Source organism: Actinomyces sp. oral taxon 181 (assembly GCF_018370895.1).
Taxonomy (GTDB): Bacteria; Actinomycetota; Actinomycetes; order Actinomycetales; family Actinomycetaceae; genus Pauljensenia.
Genome location: NZ_JAGYZL010000001.1, coordinates 193,863 through 218,153 on the forward strand (window position 1 = coordinate 193,863; position 24,291 = coordinate 218,153).

The following is a 24,291-nucleotide window of genomic DNA, read 5'->3' on the forward strand; positions in this document are numbered from 1 at the left end:
CCTATTGGATATCTAGCGGCACTGGGTGCCGCGGTCGCGGGAATGCGGAGTCGAGAAGATCGAGTTCTGTTTGCGAGAAGCAGATTGATGCTGCCTCGATGTTTTCTTTCATATGCTTCAAGCTTCCGGTGCGCGGGATTGCAACGACGTCCTTATGAGCAAGGACCCATGCAAGCAGGATTTGGAAGGGAGTTACACCGCGGTCGGCAGCCAGGGTTTGGATAACTTTATTTGTGATGAGGTTGTGCTGCAGCCTTCCAGCCTGCGCAAGAGGACAGTAGGCGATCGTCGTAACTCTATGTGCAGCGTGCAAAGGTTGTAGATCGACTTCGATTCCTCGTGAACCAAGGTGGTACAGGACTTCGTTGACTTGGCAATGCTGTGAGCCTCGAACCTCCAAGAGCTCTGACATATCAGAGCAGTCGAAGTTAGATACTCCCCACGAGGAGATCTTTCCCTTTGCGCGGAGGCGCTCCAATTCTTCGACGGTTTCTTCTAGGGGCACTGCTCCACGCCAATGGTAGAGATACATGTCCAAATAATCGGTGTTAAGGAAGCGCAAGCTTGTGTCGAGCGAGTGCTCTATTCGCTCGTGCGAGGCATTAGAGGGAAGAACCTTCGAGATCAAGAAAATAGAATCGCGTTCATAGGGGCTGATTGCTTCGCCGACTAGATCTTCAGATCGTCCGTTTCCGTACATTTCAGCGGTATCGATAAGCGTTGCGCCCGCTTCGATTCCGTATCTCAGGGCGGCAATTTCTTCGTCTCGTGTGCTTGCGCTATCGCCGAGATACCAAGTTCCCAAGCCAAACTGGGGGATTGAAGTTCCGTTTTTAAGAAGGACCATTGACATCTGTGATCTCCTAGAGTTCCTTCGTCGCATTGAAATCTTCTGCGACTGCATTTCGGAAGCGTTCGTCGTAGCCGAAGTCAAGCGCCACGCTGGCGAGGCCAAAAGCACCATCCAGCGCTGCTTGGTCCCCTGAAGGTGATGCCGCGGCGGCGGCTAATTCTTCTGTGTGGAGCATCAGCTGAGAGTCTCCAACAGAAACTAGCGGATGGATTGCCGGTATACGGATTGATAGATTTCCAAAGTCTGTTCCCGCCGCGATTGTCTCTGATAGGACTCCGAATGGCAGGGGGTTTCGTCCGCGTCGATGCTGTGAACGTACCCATGATTGGAGGAGCCACTTATTTGATATAACGGGCGCTTCGTTTCGATTTGCTTCTTCGATAAAAGTGACCGCTGTGCCTGTCATCAGTGCTGCCCCGCGGAAGATATTGAGTACTCGTTCAACAAGGTTGCTCAGTCCTGAGTCGTATTTTGATCGGATACACATGCTGAGTTCGGTTTTCTCTGGGATGACGTTAGGCACGTCGCCACCATTGGTGATAATTGCGTGCATGCGGTCGGTGGGTGAGAGCTGTTGGCGGAGCAGGCCGATTCCGGTCAGAGACAGGACTGCAGCGTCGAGCGCATTACGCCCCATGAAAGGCGCCGATGACGCATGTGAGGGGACGCCTGTAAATTGGATCTTTAAGCGTTTTTGTGCGAGCCATGTTTGGTGTGCAACATCCGTCCCGTAAGAGTGAGCCATAACAACCGCGTCAACGCCATCAAATGCGCCTCGTTGGAAGAGAACTTCTTTGCAGGTCGAGCATTCTTCTGCGGGGGTGGTCTGGAGGATCACCCGCATGGGGAGGCCGTCGGGCAGTTCTGAATTGAGTGCTGATAATGCTAGAAATGCCCCCACTGTTTGGGCGCACATAACGTTATGTCCGCAGCCATGCCCGATGCCCGGGAGGGCGTCATACTCGCAGGTTAATGCAAATACCGGTGCATCCGGGTCGGAGTTTCCGATGCTTGCACGAAGCGCTGTTGGAATATCGAAAACTCCCTTCTCACTACTAATGCCGTGTCGCGCGAGCACTTCGGCGACTGTGTTCATCGCAAAGTACTCATTAAAGCCCGTCTCAGGGTGCGAATGAATTGTGTGAGAAAGCGAAATAATTTCGTTATTTAGATGAAGAATTGCGCTGCTCAGTGCATCGCGGAGGACTTCAGCTGCTCCTGTTTCTTCATCGAGTTGCTGTGAATCTCCGAGAAATGCGCGGCGTTCCTCGGTCTCTTTCTGCATGAACTCGGTATATAGCCGGGTAGGTGTTTCGGGTGTATCGAAATGGAAGATATCGGTCACGATATTTTTCCTTCTTGGTCTATAAAAAATGAATTGTTACCGGCTTACTTCTGACTTGCCGTAAGTTTCTGGACAACCCGAGTAAGGGCAGTTTCATCACCGACATTTCCCGGGAAAACGATGTACGGAATTCCCAGCGCAGGACCCGAGCATGCTGTCCAGAGCGAAATGATTCCTTCGAGCATCGGCCCAATGCACATTGCGTGCCGCATCTGAAGTGCCTTTGAGGCCAGATCCGATGAAGTAATCCCTCCCTTTGCAATGACAAAACGGGGGGAAGTCCCAGTGATGATTTCTTGAACGAGGCGGACAAGGGAAGCCGACACGAGGCGTGCAATAGCAAGCGAGGCCTCGGGATCGGAAGCGGTGTGAACCTTCCGAGAGGTAGAGATCAATACAGTTTTTTCAGATAAACAATCGATTGCTTCACGCGCGAGCTCGTTGAGGTACATTTCGCGTTGTGAATCATCAATGACCTGCGAAACATCAAGCTCAATGTGATGGAGCGGCACGTTCGAAGTGAGATGGTTGAGCTGCGCATTCGTTACCGCAACATGCGATCCGACTACGACCAAGCCACCAGGAACGAAAGCGCGCTCAGAGTCGATGAGAGTGTTGATTTCATCGCTAGTAATCGGAGCATGACGGTCCTGGCCAATTCGAGCTCGCATAAAAGGCGGACCGACGTGGTAGACAAAGTGTTTCCCCTGTGCTTCTGCTTGAATCAAAGCGAGACTAATTGCGCGTAAATCTTCTTCGCAAGCTGCATCAGGTGCAAAGACCATTCCGTTACAAATCGACATCACGCGTGAAAACAGCTCTTCAGGCTTGGTGCGAACGCAATTTAGATCCGCAGTAACCACATTATCGAAGGGAATCTCACCTCGGCTCTTTTCTTCTACCCAAAGAGCAAGTTCAGATGAATGAAAACCAAAACTTGCATCTCGAGCAAATTCACTTTCTCCAACAGGGATATAACTATTGCCTTCTCGGCAGTAATGGACACCATTTATGGTCACTCGACCGGCATCTGGGAAAGCAGGAATAAGGACAATTCCGTCAATTCTTTGGCCGTTTTGCTCAATTGATTTTGCAATCGATGTAGCCTCAAGCGGAAAATGGCAACGTAATGTCGAATCTGAGCGCGAAACAAATGAGATAGGAATATTTAGTTGTCGAGCCGCTTCACTAGCATTCTGAACAATTTCATTGATGATAATTGCGACTTCTGAACGCGGTAGTGAACGCGAATTTGTCATAACATAAATTGCGGGTTTTTCTCGCAAAAGCGCCCATTTGCAATCCTCCAAACCCCAGGTTGTTAATACCGGGATATCCGCAACGGACTGGGTGCCGGTGGGGTCGTCGTCAAGGACGAGAAAAACCGGTTCGGTTGCTGAATTCTCCCTGATTTCTGTGCGGACTACACCAGCGCTGATATCGGGGGCTTGAGGATATGAGCTGAGAAGCTGATCGAGGGACACCATGAGAACCTCCATGTTCAGTATGTGACCGTCCTAGGGGGCTCACTGTAGTACAGCGCGCAGTCGGAGTGTCAATATTATTTAAATTAATAGGTATATGTGCCGCTATTTTTCAGTTTTTGTTCATAGGCAAAACTAAATGCTGAAAAAGTGGTGTGAAGTTGATATGAAGCTCCTAAGAGTTTTGGCTCAGGGTGTCAAGATTGACACTTTTCAGTCCTTATTTTGTGCGTATTTGAACAAGGAAAACGTGCGATAAAGCCAAAAATCCAGGTGTTTTGTCGAAGCTGTGCTCTGTGTACTATCGCTGTTACCGACGGTGGCTCGGCCACTGAATCGGCTTATTAGCGATGTAGCTGATAACTGACTTCTGGGAGGAAAAATGAAAATTCTCGCGGTTAACGTCAATACCACCGCTGCAATGAGTGAGCAGATTGCTGATGCAGCACGCGCTGTTGTGCGTGAGGGTACGGAAATCGTTGAGGTGACTCCACGAGTTGGTGCGGAATCAGTCGAAGGTAATTTCGAATCGTATCTCTGCGCTGTTGCGGTGATGGACAGCGTGGCAACCTATCCTGATGCTTTTGATGCTGTCATTCAATGTGGCTTTGGTGAGCATGGCGTTGAAGGATTGCGTGAGATTGTTGATGTTCCAGTTGTTGATATGACCGAGGCGGCTGCGCATTTCGCAATGCTGCTCGGCAATCGTTTTACCATCGTGACGACACTTGATCGTGCCGTCCCTCTTATCGAGGAGCGTCTGCTGAGCTTTGGGCTTGACCGACACTGTGCAAATGTTCGATCGACTTCGCTTAGTGTTCTTGAGCTGGAAGATCAGGAGCGCGCGAAAGACGCAATTCGAGAACAAGCGCGAATTGCACTCGTCGAGGATCATGCTGAAGTAATCGTTCTTGGTTGCGGGGGTATGGCGGGGTTGGATCGGGAGCTAACTGAGCAGCTCAATGTGCCCGTGGTTGAGGGGGTTGCTTGTGCAGCACTCCTGGCTCAGGATCTTGTAGATCTTGGTCTGACTACCTCAAAAATTCGCACCTACGCGCCACCGCGCCCCAAGCGGGTTGCGAATTGGCCAATTTCGAGAGCTAAGTAGTTCTCAGAGCATTTCTTGTTAAACGGAACTTTTCCGTTTGGGTAAAACTTCAAGTTCAAAATAAGTGGCGGAAGCTTGCCCAGATAATGCTACAAGCTTCAAGAAATATCGGTGAGGCGATGTGCTTGTTGGAGGCCAAAGCGCGAACTGAAGGCGTCCCCTTGTCCGTATCTTCATAAATTTTTGAAGCGTCTATTCGGTAAATCTGGAGCTCGACAATGTTGTCGGGCAGAAAGTAGGAAAGATGAGTGAGAAAGTAATAAGTCCCTCATCGGCTAGCGTTGAAGGTGACGCCGTGCCAGTGGGCGTCGATTCCAGTCTTTTCAATGATGATCTTGCTCCAGCAAAAAGTCGTGACTGGAGTTTCTACTCGCTGTTTGCGATGTGGATGTCGGATATTCACTCGATTGGTGGATATACATTTGCTGCGGGTCTTTTTGCGCTTGGGCTCAGCGCTGCACTCGTGTTCGCGGGCTTGTCAGTTGGAATTGTTATTGTTTTCCTTCTGATGAACCTCGTGGGATATGCGGGTCAAAAAACTGGCTTGTGCTATCCGGTGCTGGCACGTATTTCATTCGGTGTTTATGGGTCGAATCTACCGGCCTTGACACGTGGTTTTGTTGCTATCTGCTGGTATGGAATTCAAACCTGGCTTGCGTCCAAGGCCGTTATCGTCCTGGTTGGTTCAATCAATAAATCGTGGATCGACTGGGGACACACAATGTTCCTCGGCGAGAGCATCCTTGGGTGGGTTGCATTTGTCTTGATGTGGACACTTCAGCTTCTCCTGCTTCGTAACGGCATGGAAACGATCCGTAAATTCCAGGACTTTGCAGGACCTGCGGTTTGGGTTGTCATGTTTGTGCTGACGATTTATGTGCTCTACAAGGCTGGTTGGAGCATCTCGCTGACGGTTCCTTCAAAGCCTGCGGAGTGGGGCATGCTGCACGCATTCCTTGCAGCCATTGCCTTGACAGTTGCTTACTTCTCGACGCTCTTGCTGAATTTCTGCGATTTTGCACGTTTCTCTCCGAGCAAGAAGGCGGTCTTCCAGGCAAATATGTGGGGACTTCCTGTTAACTTCATCCTCTTCTCGGTGGTCTCGGTTCTGGTAACTGCAGGTTCCTTCCAGATTTATGGTGAATATGTTTACGACCCCGTCGAAATGGTTTCGCGTATTAATCACCCGATTGCCGCGGCCCTAGGGGCAATTACCTTCTCGGTTGCAACATTGGGAATTAACGTCGTTGCCAACTTCGTTTCCCCTGCATACGACTTGGCGAATGCATGGCCTTCGAAGATCAACTTCGTTCGTGGTGGTTTGATCTCCGCGGTGATTGCCTTGGTTATCACGCCTTGGAACCTGTTCAACAGCCCTGTGATGATCAATATCTTCCTTGCAGCTTTTGGTGCGGTTCTCGGTCCGCTTTTTGGAATCATCATTGCGGATTACTACCTCCTGCGAAAGCAGCATGTCCAGGTATCAGAACTCTTCAAAGTTAACGGGATGCATGCTTTTACAAAGGGCTGGAACATGCGTGCTGTCTGGGTATTTATTGCGACCTCGATCCCCACAATTTTAATTGCGGTTCTGCAGATCGATTTCTGTCGCTTCCTCAGTCCATTCTCATGGTTTATCGGAGCAGGGCTTGCCTTCGCCTGTCACTACCTGGTCTCTAAGAATGACCCGTACGTGATCAATGCAGTGAAGCAAGCGATGACGGTTGACCTTGATGCCGATCGCGATGCGATTGCCCGATAGAAAGGTGAAAGACATGGGAACTCAAGCAGTAGACCTTGTTATTAGAGCAAAGCGGACCGTCTTCCCTGAGGGAATTCGTCCCTGTGCAGTGCTCATCAGCAATGGAGTTATCGCTGGACTAGATGACTTCGATGCTCCGGTTGATGCAGCGAAAGAAATTATTGTTCCGGACGATCAAGTGTTGATGCCAGGGCTCGTGGACTCGCATGTTCATATCAACGAGCCAGGCCGGACAGAATGGGAAGGCTATGAGAGTGCGACTCGTGCCGCACTCGCCGGTGGAATTACAACGGTTCTTGACATGCCTCTCAACTCGAATCCTCCGACGACAACTCTTGAAAACCTAAATGTTAAGCGAGTTGCAGCAGAAGGGCAGCTCTCGGTTGACGTCGGTTTCTGGGGTGGCGCGGTTCCGGGGAATGTTCCTGATCTGGAAGCTCTTTGGGAACACGGAGTTTATGGATTTAAATGCTTCACAGCTCATTCCGGTATCGATGAATATGGATATCTAACCTACGAACAGATCAAGGAGACGCTCGAGGAAATTGCGCGCCTTGATGCAGTCCTTATCGTCCATGCCGAGGATTCAGAAATCCTCAGTCAGGCACCCCAGATCGGTGGACAAAAGTATCAGGATTACTTGAACTCGCGTCCACGGAGTGCTGAGAACACTGCCATCCATAACCTGTTGGAACTGGCTAAAGAGACGGGCGCTCGCGTACATATCCTTCACCTGTCCAGTTCAGAGGCTCTTGACGATATTAAACGTGCTAAGGCCGAAGGAGTGCGAGTCACTGTCGAGACGTGTCCTCACTATCTGACCTTTGCGTCTGAGGAAATTCCAGACGGCGCAACCCAGTACAAGTGTGCGCCTCCGCTTCGCGAAGATGAGAATCGCAAGAAGCTGTGGCAAGGACTCATCGATGGCACGATCGACCATATTGCTTCTGACCACTCTCCATGTACTGCAGATCTGAAGCACCTTGAGATCGGCGACTTTGCGAAGGCTTGGGGCGGTGTTTCATCCGTTCAGCTTGGTTTCTCTGCCATTTGGACAGCCGGCAAGCAGTTCGATATCGAACTCCAGGATATTGCTCGTTGGTTCGCCGCAAATCCTGCTCGGAATTTCGGCATTGCCCGGAAGGGTGAAATTGCGGTCGGGAACGATGCTGACTTTGCCATCATTGCGCCGGAGGAGACCTTCACAGTGAAGGTTGCTGAACTGGAGCATAAGAACAAGATTTCTCCCTACGACGGTCGGGAGATGCGTGGAGTTGTAAAGCAAACAATTCTGCGCGGAAACACAGAGCTGACTAGGGATTCAAAAGTGGGAACTGAATTGTTCCACGCCTAAGGGCGCTCTTCATTCAATAGAAAACACTAAGTAACACAGGAGTTATTGTGTCTGAATACATGCGCTCAATGCGCGAACTGATCGATGCCGTTGACCATGCCGGCAAGAATTTCATTTCGATCAACGATCTCTCGAACGAACAGCTCTACAACCTGTTCGAACTTGGTAAGGCACTTGAGCTGTTCAACCGCTCGAAGATCGACCTTTTTGATGACAAGATGCTCGCGCTGATGTTCTTCCAGCCGTCAACGCGTACCCGTATGAGCTTCCAGACCGCTATGGAGCGTATGGGCGGCCACGTCATTGTTGAGGCAAATCCGAAAGTCACCTCTTCGGTGGCGAAGGAAGAGTCGATTGAAGATACGATGCGCTGCATTTCGCAGTACGCCAATTTGATCGTTCTCCGCCACTACGACGAAGAGGAAGCTCGTCGAGGAGCCGAGTCCGCAGAATGCCCCGTGATTAACGGTGGTTGGGGCCACTGGGAACACCCCACCCAGGCACTTCTCGACCTATACACACTGTGGCGTCGTTTTGGCCGTATCGAAGGATTGAATGTTGCAGTCGTCTCGCCTGACATGGTTGAGGCGCGAACCGGCCACTCGATGGCGTATGGGCTTGCTCGTTTGGGTGCAAACGTCTCTATCGCCTCCGATTCTGATCGTCGGACTCCCTCTGAGGTGACCGACCGTATTCGCAATGAATTTAACGTCGAATTGAATGAGGAATTCGATTTCGAACAGGATTCCTTCAATGAATTTGTCCGTAAGCAGGACCTGATCTATCTGCCGGGTTGCTCTGCTCCTGCTGGCGCCAAGGCTGACGAGTTCAAGACCCTGATGGATCGTTACTTCGTCCGCTACGACACCCTCAAGGATGAGGCAGAAAAGGGTCACATGATCTACGTGACGCACACCCTGCCGCGTCGTAAGGGCGAGATGGATTTGCGTATTGATAACACTCCTCATCAGTTGCACTTCCGCGCAATTTTGCAGTCGGTTTCCATCCGTATGGCTCTGCTTGCATCCATCCTGGGCAACTGATTACAGACAGAACAATAAGAAAGGAAAAAACAAATGCTGCTCGAAATTACCGCCGGTGGATACACCTTCAAGGCGCGCTATGAAGAAGAAGCTGCGCCTAAGACCGTTGAAGCGTTCAAGAAGCATCTTCTTGGCCTGACCTCAAAGATCATTCATGTCCGTTGGTCTGGCCAGGCCGGATGGATTCCTTTTGGCGATCTTGATCTTGGTATTAAGCCTGAGAACGGAACCTGCTACCCGCACCCCGGCGAGCTCGTGATCTACCCCGGCGGTGTATCTGAGACCGAGCTGCTTCTTGCATACGGATACGTCAACTTCGCCTCGAAGGCGGGGCAGCTGGCTGGCAACCACTTCGCGACGATCATCGAAGGCAACGAGAACCTTGCCGCCTTGGGCGAAAAGTTCCTTTGGGAAGGTGCTCAAGAGATTTCGTTCCGCGAAATTGATGAGTAAGCACGCATGACACTCAGGGTGTCCTGGCGAGATGGTGATCTCGCCAGGACACCCACAGAAGAAGAAAGGATATGCATTGAAACAGGAAGAAATTGAGAGCCTCGAGCAGACTGCTCTCGAGTGCCGTCGCGATATTGTGCGAATGGTGCACCATGCGGGAAGCGGCCATCCGGCTGGTTCTCTTTCCGCCATCGATGTGTTGGTGGTTCTGTACATGAAATACATGCGTGTACGTACTAACGAACCTCACTGGCATGGCCGTGACATGTTCTTTCTTTCAAAAGGACACTGCACTCCCGCCTACTATGCCGCGATGAGCGCGCGCGGGTTCTTCCCTCGCGAAGAGCTTATGACATTCCGAGACATGCACACTCGTCTCCAAGGGCACCCATCGAATCTTCACCTTGACTGTGTTGATGCGTCTTCGGGCTCTCTGGGGCAGGGGCTCTCTGTTGCAAATGGTGCAGCACTGGCCGCTAAGCATGACGGGATGGATTCGCGTTACTACGTCATGCTTGGTGATGGAGAAATTCAAGAAGGTCAAGTTTGGGAGGCTGCGATGTCAGCTGCAGCCTTCGGCCTTGATAACGTCTGTGCAATTCTTGATTACAACAAGATCCAACTTGATGGTCCTGTCAATGAGGTTTTGTCTATTGGCGATGTCCGTGCAAAGTGGGAAGCCTTCGGCTGGAACGCCATCGAAATCAATGGGCACGATATCGCAGCGATTGATGCTGCTTTCGAAAGTGCAATGCGGTTTAAGGGGAAGCCGAGCATCATTATTGCCCACACGATCAAAGGTAAGGGTGTGTCCTTCATGGAAAACACCGCAAAGTTCCACGGCCTCGCTCCGACGGATGAAGAACTTGCACAAGCTCTGGAGGAATTGAAGTGACGACTACTACCGAACCGCGTGAAGGCTATGCGCGAGCGCTTATTGAACTGGGACATCAGCATGATGATGTTTTTGTTCTTGATGCCGATTGTGCGAAGTCGAATTACACTAATCGATTCCGCGACGAGTTTCCGGACAGATTCTTCAATATGGGAATTGCCGAGTGCGACATCGTTGGAACTGCTGCGGGCATGGCCGCGCTTGGGAAGGTCCCATTTGCCAATGCATATGCCAATTTCCTCACTGGACGCGGATACGACCAAGTTCGTATTTCGGTCGCATACTCCGGTAGGAATGTGAAGATTGTTGGTCACAATGCCGGGACTTCTGCCGCCCAAGAAGGCGCAACGCACCTTCCTCTTGAAGATATCGGACTGATGCGTGCGATTCCGGAGATGACGGTGATTGTGCCCGCAGATTCGTGTGAGATGGAAAAAGCAGTGCGTGCTGCATATGAATACGACGGCCCTGTATATCTGCGTGTTGGGAAACTGAAGGTCCCGGACGTGACGACCGCCGATACTCCGTTCGAAATCGGGAAAGCAATTCGCTTCCGTGAAGGCAGTGACGTCACGCTAATCTCAACGGGCAATATGCTTTTTGAAACGCTTAAGGCAGCCGAGATCCTTGCGGAAAAGGGTGTTTCCGCTGAGGTTCTTCACATGCATACGGTTAAGCCTATTGATTCGGAAGCAATTGCTGAATCCGCAAGGAAGACCGGCGCAGTTGTCACAGTTGAAGAGCATTCGATTCTGAATGGCTTGGGGTCAGCTGTCGCTGAAACCCTCTGCGAAAAATATCCAGTTCCACTGCGACGGGTTGGTACAAAAGACGTTTTTGGACTGTCTGGAACCATGGACGAACTCATGGATTACTTCGGACTTCGAGCGGAACCCATCGCTGCAACCGCTTTGGAAGCAATCCAGGCAAAGTAACTACAAACTCGGAAAGAAGATCAAAATGAAACAGCCGTTACATGACTACATGCGTGTTGGCATTGTCCACTTTATGGCTTACCCGTTTGCGATGTCTGGTGAGGGGCCGATCGCGGATTCTGTTGCCAAGATCGTGTGCGATGAGTTCTTTGAGTCAATCGAGGTCACCCACGTTGATGTTCCTGATGAACATGAACGAGTGAAGAACCTTCTCGCGACCTCGGGTGTCCGTGTTGGTTTTGGTGCACAACCATTTATTTTACGCGGCAAGCTTGACTTGAATTCTCCCGACCCTGAGAAGCGTCAGCAGGCGATCGACATACTTAAGGGAGCAGTTGATCAGGCCTACGCATTCGGTGCTCGTAAGTTTGGTTTCCTCTCTGGTCCGCGCCCCCAGGCCAAGGAACAGCAGGAGAAGGCTCTTGAACTCCTCGCCGAATCAATTACTGAGATTGGTCGCTATGCGCAGTCAAAGGGTGACCTGATGCTGTCGCTCGAGACTTTCGATGACTCCACCGACAAGCGTGCACTTATCGGTTCAAACCGACTTGCAGTCGAACTTGCGCAGGAGGTTCGTAAGTCGGTCCCCAGTTTCGGTTTGATGATTGATCTCTCGCATCTGCCGATGCAGACCGAGACCATCCATGAAGCACTTCATGTGTCTGCGGACTATATCAACCATGCACATATCGGAACATGTGTGATCAACGATCCGACAGATCCGGCATTTGGCGATAAGCATCCCTATTTTGGACACCCAAAGGGTGAGTGCAAGGTTCCTGAGGTCCGCGAATTCCTACGTGGTCTGCTGGAAAACGGTTACCTGGTTGAAGATGCAGCCGATCGAAATATCGTCGCTTTCGAAGTCCAACCGCTGGGCGAACAGACATCTGAAGCTGTTATCGCTGACGCGAAGCGTACTTTGCGCGAGGCTTGGCGGACCCTCTGAACGGTGAAGAGGAAATGGAGGGAACGATGGGCCCAGAGAACCATATGACGGTGGGCTTTGTTGGCATTGGCACTATGGGGTTGCCAATGGCAATAAACCTCCTCCGTGGAGGCTACTCCGTTAAAGGTTATTCTCGTGTTCCTGAAAGGAATGAAAGCTTCGGAGATGCTGGTGGCACAGTCTGCTCCTCCGTCGAAGAAGTTCTTACGGACGTCAATGTCGTTATCACGATGGTGCCAAACGGTAGCGTTGTCAACGATATCGTGAAGCGTTATAAGCACCGCATCACTCCCTCCACCCTCTTCATTGACATGTCAACCACTTCTCCGGCAGATGCGCGTGCTGCTGCGGAGCAGCTAGCAGAAGTAGGAGTGGATTTCTTGGACGCGCCGGTGTCTGGCGGACTTGCCGGCGCATCCGAGGGGACATTGTCCATCATGGTCGGAGGCCATGAAAGCGTCCTTGAAAAAGCGCGGGGAGTACTTGCGCTTCTCGGGCGCTCAATTACTTACATGGGACCGGTAGGTTCCGGCCAGGTGACCAAGGCGGCCAACCAACTCATTGTCGGTGGAACTCTGGCATTGGTAGCGGAAGCCACTGTCCTCCTGAAGAAGAGCGGAGTTGACCCAGCGACTGCACTCTCCGCTCTTAGAGGTGGGCTAGCTGGCTCGCGAATCCTTGATCTGAAAGGACCGCAGATGATCGAGCGTGAATTCACGCCGACCTTCGCAGCGGGACTCCACCTAAAAGATATGGATATCGCCATGGCAGTGGGACATGAAGCGCAATGTGCACTTCCCGTAACCGCATGCGTATTGCAGCTGTTTGAAGCGGTTTGTGCATGCGGATTCGCGGAGCAGGATCACTCGGCCATCATCAAAATCATCGAAACACTTAGTGGAATTGAAGTCGAACGGAGAAACTAACCATGTCACGAATGCGCGCTGTTGATGCAATCGTTCGTATTCTTGAGAAGGAGGGGGCAACACAGGCATTTGGGGTGCCCGGTGCTGCTATCAACCCGCTTTATTCAGCAATGAAAGAGCACGGTGGGATTCGCCATGTCCTTGCACGTCACGTTGAGGGCGCTTCCCACATGGCAGAGGGCTTTACACGTGCAAAGTCTGGCAATATCGGTGTTTGCATTGGAACATCGGGTCCCGGTGGCACAGATATGATCACCGGTTTGTACTCGGCGAGTGCGGACTCAATTCCGATCCTGTGCATCACTGGCCAGGCAACCCGCCCAATGCTGAATAAGGAAGAGTTCCAGGGCGTGGATATCGCATCGATTGCGAAGCCCGTCACCAAAATGGCAGTGACGGTTCTCGAACCTGCACAGATTCCTGGAACCTTTGCCGAGGCATTCCGCCGTATGCGCTCTGGCCGCCGTGGCCCTGTCTTGATTGACCTGCCTTTTGATGTCCAGGTTGCTGAAATCGATTTTGATATCGAAACCTACGAGCCTCTGCCAGTGTGCGAACCGCGTATGACTGCTCTCCAGGCAAATCGTATTCTCGACATGCTGGATGAGTCTGAGCACCCAATCCTATTGGCCGGCGGAGGTGTCATCGGTGCCGACGCATCCGACGACCTCATCGCCTTGGCTGAATATCTTGGGGTCCCCGTGATTTCGACACTTATGGGTTGGGGAAGTATTCCGGATGATCATCGACTGGCTCAGGGAATGGCGGGAATCCAGACCTCGCAGCGCTATGCCAATGCAACGATGATGGATTCAGACCTAGTTATCGGTATCGGTAATCGTTGGGCTGCACGTCACTGCGGCAATTTGGAAACCTACCGAAAGGGTAGGAAGTTCGTCCACGTCGACATCGAACCAACTCAGATTGGTCGCGTGTTTCCGCCGGACTTTTGGTCGGTCTCTGATGCCAAGGCAGCACTCGTTGAGTTGCTCCGCGCTGCCAAGGAACGCTACGGTGCAGAGCTCACTCGATACAACCAGTGGGTGGATGAATGTAACGAGCGTAAGTCGACGATGCTTCGCAAGACCCATTTCGACAATGTTCCACTTAAGCCGCAGCGTGTCTACGAAGAGATGTGTCGCGCATTTGGACCTGAAACCCGCTATGTCACCACGATTGGTCTTTCGCAGATCGCTGCGGCACAGATGCTTCACGTCTTCAAGCCCCGCCACTGGGTGAATGCCGGTCAAGCTGGTCCTCTTGGGTGGACAATTCCAGCAGCCATTGGTGCATCTGTTGCTGATCCGGATACTCCGGTTGTCGCACTTTCGGGTGACTATGACTTCCAATTCCTCATTGAAGAACTTGCAGTCGCTGCGCACTTCAATATTCCGTATGTGCATGTCGTCGTGAATAACGCGTACTTGGGATTGATTAGGCAAAGCCAGCGAGCCTTCGACATGGATTACCAAGTCCAATTGTCCTTTGAAAACATCAATGCCCCTGAAACAGGGGGCTACGGTGTGGATCATGTTGGTGTGGTTGAAGCACTCGGCTGTAAGGCAATTCGCGTGCACAACCCTGATGAGTTAGCGGCAGCGCTCGCGGAGGCACCGAAGATCGCAAAGGAATACCAAGTCCCCGTTGTGGTTGAAGCGATCCTTGAACGCGTTACGAATATTTCGATGGGTGCTGCTATCGATAACGTCAACGAATTTGAAGAGGTTGCGGAAAATCCCGCAGAAGATGCACCTTGCGCGATTGGACTCGCGAAGTAGTAGCGAACCGCATCTTCAATACTCTTCCTGCAGGAAATACCGAAACAGGTATCTCAAGTAGGAGGTAGCAGCATCGTTTGTGGTGCTGCTACCTCCCCGGGTAGTAACGAGGCTGCCCAGACCTCTAGCTATCGCATTCCTCGGCATCGTCCTCTCTGAAGTTATGCGATGTCACGGATGGAATCGCACTGATCCAGCGATAGGCCTAAAAATGCATTTTCAAACAATGAGGGAAGGAGTGTATCGACTTGCCTTTGCTCTGATGCTGAATGTGTCGAAGTGGAAGCGAGTTTTGAACGGACTTAACCGTTCATTGTCGGCAAGAGATGCCGAAATGCCGGGTACTTCACTCGGGAATAGCGATGATCTTGCCTGTTGGATCAGTTTGTGATGATCCGTTTTTACCGCAGAACAATGGAGTTTTAGGAGAAATATTATGAGAGCCCAGGAGCTGTCATTTGAAGAAATAGAAAAGGGTGATCCGGAACATCGGTTATGTAATCGGGATCTTGCACCGGCAAGTTCGGATGACCGAGTGTGGAATGGCTATTCGCTTTTTTCCCTGTGGATGAATGATGCCCACAATGCATCGAACTACACTTTTGCTGCTGCGCTATTTATTGGCACCGGGACGTTGATGGGCCTTACGCCTTTCGCAATCGTCATCGGCGTTCTTGTCGCTACGGCAATTATCTTTGCTGCGTGCTGCCTTTCTGGAATGATGGGATACGAGACAGGTGCTCCATATCCGGTCGTTTCTCGTGTCACTTGGGGTGTTTGGGGAGCGAACTTCCCAGCAATTGTCCGTGGCATTGTTGCGATTGCTTGGTACGGAATTCAGACCTATATTGCGTCGATTTCACTCGAGCTGCTCTTAATGCGAATTTTCCCAGCAATGCGAGATTGGTCGACGCCTTTCCTTGGGCTACGCCTATCCGGTTGGTTTGCATTCCTGCTGTTGTCAGCGGTCCAGCTGCTGATTGTCTGGCGCGGAATGGAAGCCGTCCGCCACTTCCAAGGTGCAGCGGGTCCTATCATCTGGGTCATTATGATCGGCATGGCGGTTTGGATGCTCTCGCAGGCAAACTGGAGCTTCTCGTGGATGACGAACGCTAGCGGTGAAACACCCGCTTTTGGCACCCAGCTTTACCAGATCTTTGTGACCGTTGGCTTGACAGTTGGAACACTTGCGACGCTAATGCTGAACTTTGCAGACTTTGCGCGCTATGCTCCGACGAAGAAGGCCGTCTATGTGGGTAACCTTCTTGGCCTTCCTCTGAACTGGACGGCATTTGCGCTCACTTCAGTGATTTGTTCGGCTGCGGCGGTCCAGGTTTACGGTGAAGCCTTCAATGATCCAGGTGATTTGCTTGACCGTATTGATAACAACATTGTTTTCTACCTGGTGTCGATTGGCTTCATTGTCGCAACTGTAGGCGTCAATATTGTGGCAAACTTCGTGTCAGCGGCTTTCGATCTCTCGAATGTGAGCCCGAAGCATATTTCCTTCCGTATTGGTGGAATCGCGGCAGTCGTCCTATCCATTGTTGTCACTCCGTGGAACCTGTACGGAAGCCCCGCCGCGATCACTTACTTCCTGGGATCCTTGGGGGCGCTTCTCGGCCCGTTCTTCGGAATTCTTGTCATGGACTACTACTACTACAAGCGGTCCAATGTGAATCTGAAGGACTTGTATTCGCCTCAGTCGGGGGGACGCTATTTCTACCATGGCGGTTGGAATCTGCGCGCTGTCGCTGCTTTCATTCCTGCGGCGGTCGTTGCATTGTGCGTCGCACTTGTAAAGGTGCCTTTCCTCGAAGCGATTGCACCCTTCTCCTGGTTTGTTGCGGCTCCGCTTGGTGCGCTGTGCTACTGGGTGGTTATGACTGTGACCCATACTCCACGGGATTGTGCTCCCGTGTCTGAGACCGTCGAAACAGAGAGTGAAGTCCTTAAGCTCTCATGACGTTCTCGTAGGTATAAAAAGAGGTGGCGGCAAGCGATGCTTGCCGCCACCTTATATATAGATCAGATTCAGTTGTTGCTCTGAGCCTTGAGCAGGTCGCGGATCTCAGAGAGCAGCTGGACGTCCTCGGAAACTGCGGGAGCTTCCTCGGCCTCTTCCTTCTTGCGGCGAGCGTTCAGAGCGTTCATCGGCATGACCACGAAGAGGTACAGTGCAAAGGCAACGATCAGGAAGTTGACCAGTGCAGTGATGATGGCGCCGGGCTGAACAGTTGCCGAGCCAACGGTGAACTCCAGGAAGCTGTCGAAGTTCGGCTTGCCGACCAGACCACCGATGAGGGGGTTGAGGAACTTCTCAACCAGAGCGGTGACGACTGCGGTGAAGGCAGCACCGATCACCATACCGACGGCAAGATCAACAGCGTTTCCGCGGGAAATGAATTCTTTGAAGCCCTTGAGCATGGAAAACTCCTTGAGTTATTGATATTCAGCTCTGAGTCCAGTTAGGAATCACCGAACTCGCACGTGTTGCGTGACGCTCATGCGTCAACCAAGGAGAAAGCCTATCGGCAACACCAGTGCCTTGGGAAGCGCAAAATACGCAGTCTTCCTCACATATTGCGCCTAGCCTGTGCAGGAGCTATTCACTTGATTCCCAGTTTAATGAAGTGCGAAGGCGTAATGACTCCGTCTACCGGAATATCGTGATCCTCGCGGGGGAGCAATTCTTTTCCTCGATACTCCCAATCAAAAATGCATGCAATAACTGGGGCTGACACGCCCTTATATAACAGTGCGCGGTCGTACCAGCCGCCACCCTGGCCAAGGCGAGTGCCGGCCTCGTCGACTGAAAGACCGGCGATCAGGACAACCGAGGCCGCTTCAAGAGCCTGGGCTTCGCGGATAGGGGCGCGGCTTTGGGCAGGGAAGCGCGGGTTAGGGCGAGTGAGTTCGTCACCTCGGGAATGAAGAGCCCAGCGGGGTTCGCGCAGCAGCGTGCCGTCCTCGCGCGCAAGAACAGGAAGTAAAACGGGGTTAAAACAGGCAAGGATTCCAGAAATATCTGGCTCCTTTTCCATCGGATAAAAAGCTGCAAGGGGGTGGCTACTGCTGGGAGTGACGCCAAAAACATCGAGCGCTTCACGGAAATGTGCGGTCAAAGCGTCACGCTCACCCTGTTCCTCGCCGGGGCCTCGGGAATCCCAATACAGGCTCCTACGCGCACGAATTTCAGCGCGAAGTGAGTTTTTATGCATGGTCATTTCGCTCCCACGCCCCTTCCTCGACTACTCTGGTGACTATGACAGATCGAAATGTACCTGTGCGTCACGCGGTTGTTCCGGCCGCCGGACGCGGCACGCGTTTCCTGCCAATCACAAAGTCTGTGCCTAAGGAAATGCTGCCTGTTGTTGACCGTCCTTCAATTGAATATATCGCTCGAGAGGCAACGGATGCCGGTATCGACGATATGCTCTTCGTGACTCGAACCGGTAAGGAATCCATCGAAGCCTACTTTGATGCCGACCCCGGTCTCGAAAATGAGCTCGAGAAGGCAGGCAAGGACGAGCTTCTTGCCCTCTCCCGCGAATACCTCAAACTTGCACGCATGCACTCGGTGCGCCAGGGGCACCCGCTGGGCCTGGGACATGCTGTTTTGCAAGCCCGTCAGCATGTTGGAAATGCTCCCTTTGCTGTGATGCTTCCTGACGACCTCATGCACCCGAATTCCACGCTGCTCAAGCACATGATTGATGTGCGCCATGCTCTTGGTGGTTCGGTTGTCGCACTTCTGCGCGTGACTCCCGAACAGGCGACTGCCTACGCGTCGACTTCGGTTACTCCTCTGGAGATCCCCGAAGGTGTTTCCCTCAAGGACGGCGATCTTATGCGTATTGATCGCGTTGTTGAGAAGCCGCCGCTCGAAGAGGTCATGAGTGAGTATGCGGTTGTTGGGCGCTACGTCTTCGACCCCGCGATCTTCGATGAACTGACAAAGATCGAACCCGGACGCGGTGGCGAATACCAGCTGACCGATGGTTTCGCTCGCCTGATCGATCGTGATCCCGAGGATGGCGGCGGCCTGTACGGTGTCGTTGTCAATGACCGTCGTTTCGACACCGGTGACAAGCTCGGCTACCTCGAGGCCAATATTGCCCTGGCTTTGGAAGACCCGAAGCTCGGTCCGAAGTTGGCGGAGTTCTTGGTGAACGAGGCCGGTACCCAGCTGAAAGACCGTTTGGCGAAAGTTCTCGGTCTGTAATGCGCTCGGTCGCTGATTTCTATCAAGACTGTATTTCTGCCGTTGGGCAGCAGCCCCCTCTGGATGTTCAGCTTCCAGATGCTGTGGGTTGCGTTTTGGCAGAGGACGTTGAGGCTCCCTTCAACCTGCCGGTTGCTGATCTGGCTGCGTGCGATGGCTACGCGGTTGCTGCAGCTGACCTTGAAGGTGCTCGCCCGGATGCCCCTGTTGTCCTGCCCGTTACGGAAGAGATCCGCGCTGGGGATATTCACCCGGCTGCCCTGATCCGAGGCCGCGCGATCCGTATCGCGTCTGGTGCTCCTATGCCTCAGGGTGCGGATGCAGTTCTTGCTCTGGAATTCAGCGACCATGGCATTTCTAAGGTTTCCGCGAAGACTCAGCCTGCGGTGGGGGAGAACATCCGCCGTAAGGCTGAGGACGTGGAAGAAGGAACTGTTGTTCTTCGAGCGGGGACCCGTGTGGGCGCCCGTCAGGTTGCTCTGCTTGCCGGCGTTGGTCGTTCCCGCGTCCTGGTTCACCCGCGTCCTCGCGTGGTGATTTTGTCCATCGGTGATGAGATCGTTGAGCCCGGCCGTGAAGCGCGCCCAGGAACGGTCTTCGATGCTAATGGCCACGCACTTTCGACGGCTATCACCGATGCGGGTGCACAGACCTTCCGCGTGTCTGCTGTTCCTGATGAGCGTTCGGTTCTTCGTGAAACTATTGAAGATCAGTTGGTTCGTGCCGATTTGATCTTGACGACGGGCGGTATCTCGTACGGAAGTGGCGATACAGTCCGAGAGGTCTTGTCGGCACTTGGTACGGTTCGCTTCGATTCGGTCGCTGCATGGCCCGGTCATATCCTTGGCGTGGGAACTGTCGGCGGTGATGACCAGGGGCGTGCCGGTACGCCTATTTTCTGCCTTCCCGGCGACCCGGTTTCTGCCCAAGTCTGCTTCGAGGTCTATGTGCGTCCCGCACTGCGTCACATGCAGGGCTGGACTGTTCTTAACCGGCCTAGCGTTGAAGCGCGCGTAGATCGCTCATGGTATTCGCCGCGAGGCCGTCGCGAATTCGTGCGTGTGCGTCTTGTGGGCGAACCTCGCACGGGATATCAAGCGAAGGTGATGGGTGCTCCTGCCTCTTTGCTTCTTTCGGCTCTGGCTGAATCGAATGCGCTTGCGGTGGTCCCCGAAGACGTGACGAATGTGCGCGTCGGCGATACTTTGCGCTGCATGGTTTTGGACTGATTGGGTACCCGTTCGGAATGGGACTGCGCGAGCTTTTTGCACCCGCTGCGGTGTGGGGGCGTGATTCGTCCTTCTTCAGCGTGCGTATTGAGGATCCAGTTTCAGAAGGTTTCATTCGTGCATCGTCCTCTGTGCCTCCTGAGATCATGACAATTCGTCCCCTTCTGGGGCGCGACCATCTGCGTATTGATTCGCTGCGACGTGCGAACTCCGCTTGGCTGAATCCGTGGGATGCAACTTTGCCCGCGGGAGCAGTGGAAGAACTTCCCACCCTGTGGGATTACATGCGGCGTGCAGACCGCGATCAGCGTGAGGGTCGCTCTTTAATATTGATGCCCGAATTTGATGGGAATCCGGTTGGGCAGTTCACCCTTTCACAGGTGCAATGGGGTGCAATGAGTCAAGGAATCCTTGGCTATTGGGTCGCACAAGAGGCTGCTCATATGGGCGTGGCTTCTTTGGTTGTCGCCTACATGATGGATCTGGTCATTGGTGAACTCGGCCTGCATCGAATTGAAGTGAATGTTCGGCCAGAAAACGAGCGCTCTTTGGGTCTTTGTCGCAAGCTTGGTCTTCGCGAGGAAGGCTACCGTGAGCGCTATATGAATATCGCTGGACAGTGGGCCGACCACGTGAGTTTTGCAATGGATGCAGAGTCTCTTCCTCAAGGTGGCATGGTCGCCTCCTTGTACGGTCAAAGCTTGCGCTAGTTTGACTCCTATTCATGTTGTCAATGGTGTGCATGTGACAACTGTGATTGATGTGAATATGCTGGGGTATTTTTCCTCCAACGATCACAGACACGCGCCCGCTATAGAACCCTGTCATGGTGCTGAGGTTTTAGCGTTAGAGGGTGGTATACGGAGGAGTTTTAGTTGCAGTGGCGCTCGTCGTCACCCTAGCCACCCTCCCGTACCTTATTGCTCGTCGAAGCGCGATGATGCAATCTCGAGAGAACGATCGGTTTTCTCCCAGCTTGCGTCTCGTTGAATCGGCTAGCGTCGTACCCGTCGACGAATGCGCTGACGACTCGCCCGCGCTACTCAACGGCACCCGTCCCGTGCAACGAAGGAGCTCTCCAGTGGCACACAATGCTCCGGTCCTGACCGCAGAGGCCGCCCGCGCTCGCAGTCGCGGAGTGCGTGAGATTTCTGCACTGCGCGCCCGTCGCGCTGCCCGTTTGAGTGCCGAGGCTGCTGCTGCCCGCCGACGTGTGCTGCTCGTGGCGCTAGCCGCCCTTGCAACCCTGATCCTTGCTGGTTGTGCCGCAGCAACCTCGCTGTCATGGGTGTGGCCGCTTCTTCCCTTTGCTGTGGGAGTGGCAACCCTTGTTTTCTCGCGTGCGTGTGCGATTCGTTCCCAGCGCATTGGGGAAGAGGAAGTCGCACAGCTCCACAGGCTTCGCGACCAGCTCTCCCGCTCATCAGCGTCCGCGAAGGCGTCGACTGAAGTGACCACGGTTGAAGCTGACACTATCCACACCTCTCTTTCTGATGCCTCGGAAGAGGGCGTGGAAGACGAAAGTCAGCGCGCGGACCAGGTTTCGGATGAGTCTGAGGAACTCGCTGAAGATCTTCAAGATGAAGCGCGGGCTGCTGTGGAGCAGACTGTCGCCTCGGCTATCGAGGAAGAAATCCCCGCGCCAGTGGAACGTCGCACCTGGACTCCTGCTGCCATCCCGGCGCCGACCTACGCAATGCGCGCACGACTGAGCGGACGCATCGTGCACCCCGATACCGATATTCGCGGAATCCCCAGGGTGGATGCGCGTATTCCTGCTCGACCGATCGCCGCTGGCCCAGTGCCAAAGGATGCGCGCTCGACCGAGGAAGTCGTCGCCTACGAAGCGGTTGTCTTGGATGTCGAGGCCGCACTGGACTCGCGTATCGCTCAGTAGTTTGGCGTGTGAGCCTTGCTGGGGCTCCGTTTGGCCAAACGGACTTCTGCCGCTATGATGGTGAGGTCCTTGGGGCTATGGCGCAGTTGGTAGCGCGTCTCGTTCGCAATGAGAAGGTCGGGGGTTCGAATCCCCCTAGCTCCACAACCGGGGTCGGGCTGATTGCCCGGCCCTTTGTGTATCTCCTGTTTTTTGGGTCAAGAAATTCCCGGTCACCTCAGTGAGGTGGCCGGGATTCCTATTCTTCGAGAGCTTTGCCGAGGGAATGGGCCTGGGGCGGTGCTAGGGGCCCTGGGCCCTGTCCCTAGCTAGTCCTGCCAGTAATCCAGTTTTTGGGTCATGCCAATCGAAGAAGCCTTGAAGGTCGGGTTAAGTCCTGCCTTGCGCTGCTTCTGGTAATCGAGGGCGCATCGGATGGCTTTGTTGCCCAAGATGATGATCACGGGCAGGTTGATCAAGGCCATGAGGCCCATCAGGATGTCGCCAATGTTCCATGCGACCGAGAACTCCAGCAGTGCGCCTGCAAAGACCAACAGCGAAGCGACGGCGCGGAAGATTGTGAGTACCCAGTGCGGAGTGGGCTTATCGCCGAAGAGGAATCGCAGGTTCACCTCGGCGTAGTAGAAGTTGCCAACCAGGGTAGTGAAACCGAAGAGCAGTAGGGCAAAGGTGGTGAAGGGGCCTGCGAAAGAACCGATCGTCAAGGCCATTGCGTTCTGAACCAGGGGAGCGCCGGTCACGTCTCCGTTAAGTTCAACGTTGGAGGAGAGAATGACGAAGGCGGTGATTGTGCAGATGATCATTGTGTCGATGAAGACCGAGAGCATCTGAACCAGACCCTGCTTGACGGGGTGGGACACCGAGGCAGAAGCTGCGGCGTTGGGAGCGGAACCGACACCGGCTTCGTTCGAGTACAGTCCGCGCTTAATACCGTACATGACTGCAGAACCTGCGAAGCTGGAGAAGATTGCCTTGAAATCGAAAGCGCTTGCAAAGATCGATTCAAGCATCGAGGGGATGTTGCGCCAATTGATCAGCACAACGATGATTCCGACGCCCAAGTAAATGATTGCCATCACCGGGACGAGGAAAGAAGTGATGTCCGAGAGGCGACGGGTTCCACCAAAGATTGAACCTGCCATTGCAATAGCAAGCAGACCGCCGATGATGTACGGCGTGTAGCTGGCGTGGTACCAGCTGTATGCGCTGAATGCCTGGTTGACGTTGAAGGAAGCAAGCAGATTAAAGCCGCCCATGTAGGTGACGATCAAGGCAACCGAGAAGACGACTGCCAACCATCCCTTGCCCAAGCCGTCCTTGATGTAGTAGGCGGGGCCGCCGAAGGAATGGCCGTGAGTGGAGCGGCGCTTATAAATCTGAGCCAAGGTTGATTCAATGAAAGCGGATGCCGCGCCGACGGTCGCGATAACCCACATCCAAAAGACCGCTCCAGCACCGCCCAGTGCGATAGCCGTTGCGACACCGGCGATGTTGCCTACGCCCACGCGCGAGGCTGTGGAGACCATCAGTGCGCGGAACGAGGAGAAGTCGCTATCTTTCTCAGGTTTTTCCATAACGACACGAATCGACTCCCAGAACATGCGAAGTGGAAGTGCCTTCGTTCGGATAAAGAAGTACAAGCCGGTACCGATCAGAAGAATGATCAGGATGTAGCTGTACAAGGCCGTAGAGATTGCATCCAAGATGCTTGCCATGAGAGCTCCTCAGTCGAAATGGTCAGGAAAACCGCAGAATCTTGCCGATTGGGAGGCCCCAATAGCCGCTGCGAAAACGTTGAGATAAGCGTATAGCAATAGTAAAGAATTGGCAATAATAATAAAAATCTAGGGCCAGAAACAGTAATGTGTGCTGGTTCACGTGGTTTTGGTTTGACGTGGTGGGGGTTGGGTGTGTAGATTTTTCTTTCGTCGCCGCGGCCTTGTGTCCTCGGTGGTGGCCTTCTTTCTTGGCTTTTCCTGCTGGTTTTTGGTGGGTTTGGTTGGGTTTGTGGGGGTGTTGTTTGTGAACTCGATAGTGTGTTTGTTTTTTGTTTTT

General features: G+C 53.1%; 22 protein-coding genes and 1 tRNA gene. 16 read left to right on the plus strand and 7 right to left on the minus strand.

Annotated features, from left to right (window positions below):
- Window position 1: 1 nt before the first annotated feature.
- The 3 genes from KHW85_RS00810 to KHW85_RS00820 are packed head-to-tail and all read right to left on the minus strand — an operon-like array spanning window position 2 to window position 3,685.
- Entirely contained in the window at window positions 2-853 is an 852-nt protein-coding gene (locus tag KHW85_RS00810; protein ID WP_291458389.1) for an aldo/keto reductase, read from the minus strand.
- Between the two features lie 10 nt (window positions 854-863).
- Window positions 864-2,198: an amidohydrolase gene (locus tag KHW85_RS00815; RefSeq protein WP_291458390.1), complete on the minus strand. Its 1,335-nt coding sequence runs from the start codon at window positions 2,196-2,198 to the stop codon at window positions 864-866.
- Between the two features lie 44 nt (window positions 2,199-2,242).
- Window positions 2,243-3,685: a four-carbon acid sugar kinase family protein gene (locus KHW85_RS00820; RefSeq protein ID WP_291458391.1), complete on the minus strand. Its 1,443-nt coding sequence runs from the start codon at window positions 3,683-3,685 to the stop codon at window positions 2,243-2,245.
- A 379-nt stretch (window positions 3,686-4,064) separates the two neighbouring features.
- Here KHW85_RS00820 and KHW85_RS00825 point away from each other — a divergent pair, with 379 nt between their 5' ends.
- The 11 genes from KHW85_RS00825 (at window position 4,065) to KHW85_RS00875 (ending at window position 16,851) form a co-directional block, all read left to right on the plus strand.
- Window positions 4,065-4,790: an aspartate/glutamate racemase family protein gene (locus KHW85_RS00825; RefSeq protein WP_009408129.1), complete on the plus strand. Its 726-nt coding sequence runs from the start codon at window positions 4,065-4,067 to the stop codon at window positions 4,788-4,790.
- Window positions 4,791-5,034: 244 nt separating this feature from the next.
- On the plus strand, window positions 5,035-6,552 hold the full coding sequence (locus KHW85_RS00830; RefSeq protein ID WP_009408127.1) for an NCS1 family nucleobase:cation symporter-1: 1,518 nt from the start codon (window positions 5,035-5,037) through the stop codon (window positions 6,550-6,552).
- 13 nt (window positions 6,553-6,565) lie between these two features.
- On the plus strand, window positions 6,566-7,906 hold the full coding sequence (allB, locus tag KHW85_RS00835) for an allantoinase AllB (protein ID WP_034251280.1): 1,341 nt from the start codon (window positions 6,566-6,568) through the stop codon (window positions 7,904-7,906).
- A gap of 47 nt (window positions 7,907-7,953) precedes the next feature.
- The gene (locus KHW85_RS00840; protein WP_034251277.1) at window positions 7,954-8,949 is read left to right on the plus strand and encodes an aspartate carbamoyltransferase; all 996 of its coding nucleotides are present in this window, start codon (window positions 7,954-7,956) and stop codon (window positions 8,947-8,949) included.
- 33 nt (window positions 8,950-8,982) lie between these two features.
- On the plus strand, window positions 8,983-9,402 hold the full coding sequence (locus KHW85_RS00845; protein WP_009408121.1) for a DUF3830 family protein: 420 nt from the start codon (window positions 8,983-8,985) through the stop codon (window positions 9,400-9,402).
- A 76-nt stretch (window positions 9,403-9,478) separates the two neighbouring features.
- A complete protein-coding gene (locus tag KHW85_RS00850; RefSeq protein ID WP_234340053.1) occupies window positions 9,479-10,297 on the plus strand; it encodes a transketolase in 819 nt (272 codons plus the stop codon).
- Window positions 10,294-11,232, plus strand: coding sequence for a transketolase family protein (locus KHW85_RS00855; protein ID WP_291458392.1), 939 nt, complete (start codon window positions 10,294-10,296; stop codon window positions 11,230-11,232). Before KHW85_RS00850 ends, KHW85_RS00855 begins: the two co-directional genes overlap by 4 nt.
- Window positions 11,233-11,257: 25 nt before the next feature.
- Window positions 11,258-12,181, plus strand: coding sequence for a TIM barrel protein (locus KHW85_RS00860; protein ID WP_291458393.1), 924 nt, complete (start codon window positions 11,258-11,260; stop codon window positions 12,179-12,181).
- A 26-nt stretch (window positions 12,182-12,207) separates the two neighbouring features.
- A complete protein-coding gene (locus KHW85_RS00865) occupies window positions 12,208-13,107 on the plus strand; it encodes an NAD(P)-dependent oxidoreductase (protein ID WP_291458394.1) in 900 nt (299 codons plus the stop codon).
- A 2-nt stretch (window positions 13,108-13,109) separates the two neighbouring features.
- A complete protein-coding gene (gene gcl, locus KHW85_RS00870; RefSeq protein WP_366494462.1) occupies window positions 13,110-14,885 on the plus strand; it encodes a glyoxylate carboligase in 1,776 nt (591 codons plus the stop codon).
- Window positions 14,886-15,321: 436 nt separating this feature from the next.
- Window positions 15,322-16,851 carry an NCS1 family nucleobase:cation symporter-1 gene (locus KHW85_RS00875; RefSeq protein WP_034251274.1) on the plus strand — a complete coding sequence of 510 codons (1,530 nt, stop codon included), beginning with the start codon at window positions 15,322-15,324 and terminating at the stop codon, window positions 16,849-16,851.
- 68 nt (window positions 16,852-16,919) lie between these two features.
- Here the strand turns inward: KHW85_RS00875 and mscL are convergent, their stop codons facing one another.
- The gene (gene mscL, locus KHW85_RS00880) at window positions 16,920-17,312 is read right to left on the minus strand and encodes a large conductance mechanosensitive channel protein MscL (RefSeq protein ID WP_291457526.1); all 393 of its coding nucleotides are present in this window, start codon (window positions 17,310-17,312) and stop codon (window positions 16,920-16,922) included.
- A 182-nt stretch (window positions 17,313-17,494) separates the two neighbouring features.
- Window positions 17,495-18,112 carry a 5-formyltetrahydrofolate cyclo-ligase gene (locus KHW85_RS00885; RefSeq protein WP_291458397.1) on the minus strand — a complete coding sequence of 206 codons (618 nt, stop codon included), beginning with the start codon at window positions 18,110-18,112 and terminating at the stop codon, window positions 17,495-17,497.
- A gap of 38 nt (window positions 18,113-18,150) precedes the next feature.
- Here KHW85_RS00885 and KHW85_RS00890 point away from each other — a divergent pair, with 38 nt between their 5' ends.
- From KHW85_RS00890 to KHW85_RS00910, 5 genes are all read left to right on the plus strand, one after another.
- On the plus strand, window positions 18,151-19,110 hold the full coding sequence (locus KHW85_RS00890) for a UTP--glucose-1-phosphate uridylyltransferase (RefSeq protein ID WP_026066698.1): 960 nt from the start codon (window positions 18,151-18,153) through the stop codon (window positions 19,108-19,110).
- Window positions 19,110-20,339 (plus strand): gephyrin-like molybdotransferase Glp, encoded by a 1,230-nt coding sequence (glp, locus tag KHW85_RS00895; protein ID WP_156334469.1) that lies wholly within the window; start codon window positions 19,110-19,112, stop codon window positions 20,337-20,339. Before KHW85_RS00890 ends, glp begins: the two co-directional genes overlap by 1 nt.
- A 17-nt stretch (window positions 20,340-20,356) precedes the next feature.
- Complete coding sequence (locus KHW85_RS00900) at window positions 20,357-21,049, plus strand: GNAT family protein (RefSeq protein WP_291458398.1); 693 nt, start codon at window positions 20,357-20,359, stop codon at window positions 21,047-21,049.
- Between the two features lie 371 nt (window positions 21,050-21,420).
- Entirely contained in the window at window positions 21,421-22,236 is an 816-nt protein-coding gene (locus KHW85_RS00905; protein ID WP_291458399.1) for a hypothetical protein, read from the plus strand.
- A gap of 71 nt (window positions 22,237-22,307) precedes the next feature.
- Window positions 22,308-22,380: transfer RNA gene (locus KHW85_RS00910), tRNA-Ala, on the plus strand.
- Window positions 22,381-22,544: 164 nt separating this feature from the next.
- On the opposite strand, the gene KHW85_RS00915 is transcribed toward KHW85_RS00910, so the two are convergent.
- Both KHW85_RS00915 and KHW85_RS00920 read right to left on the minus strand, forming a co-directional pair.
- Entirely contained in the window at window positions 22,545-23,951 is a 1,407-nt protein-coding gene (locus tag KHW85_RS00915; protein WP_291458400.1) for an alanine/glycine:cation symporter family protein, read from the minus strand.
- Between the two features lie 22 nt (window positions 23,952-23,973).
- Window positions 23,974-24,291 (minus strand): hypothetical protein (locus KHW85_RS00920; RefSeq protein WP_291458401.1); only part of this gene is annotated, 318 nt, incomplete at its 5' end.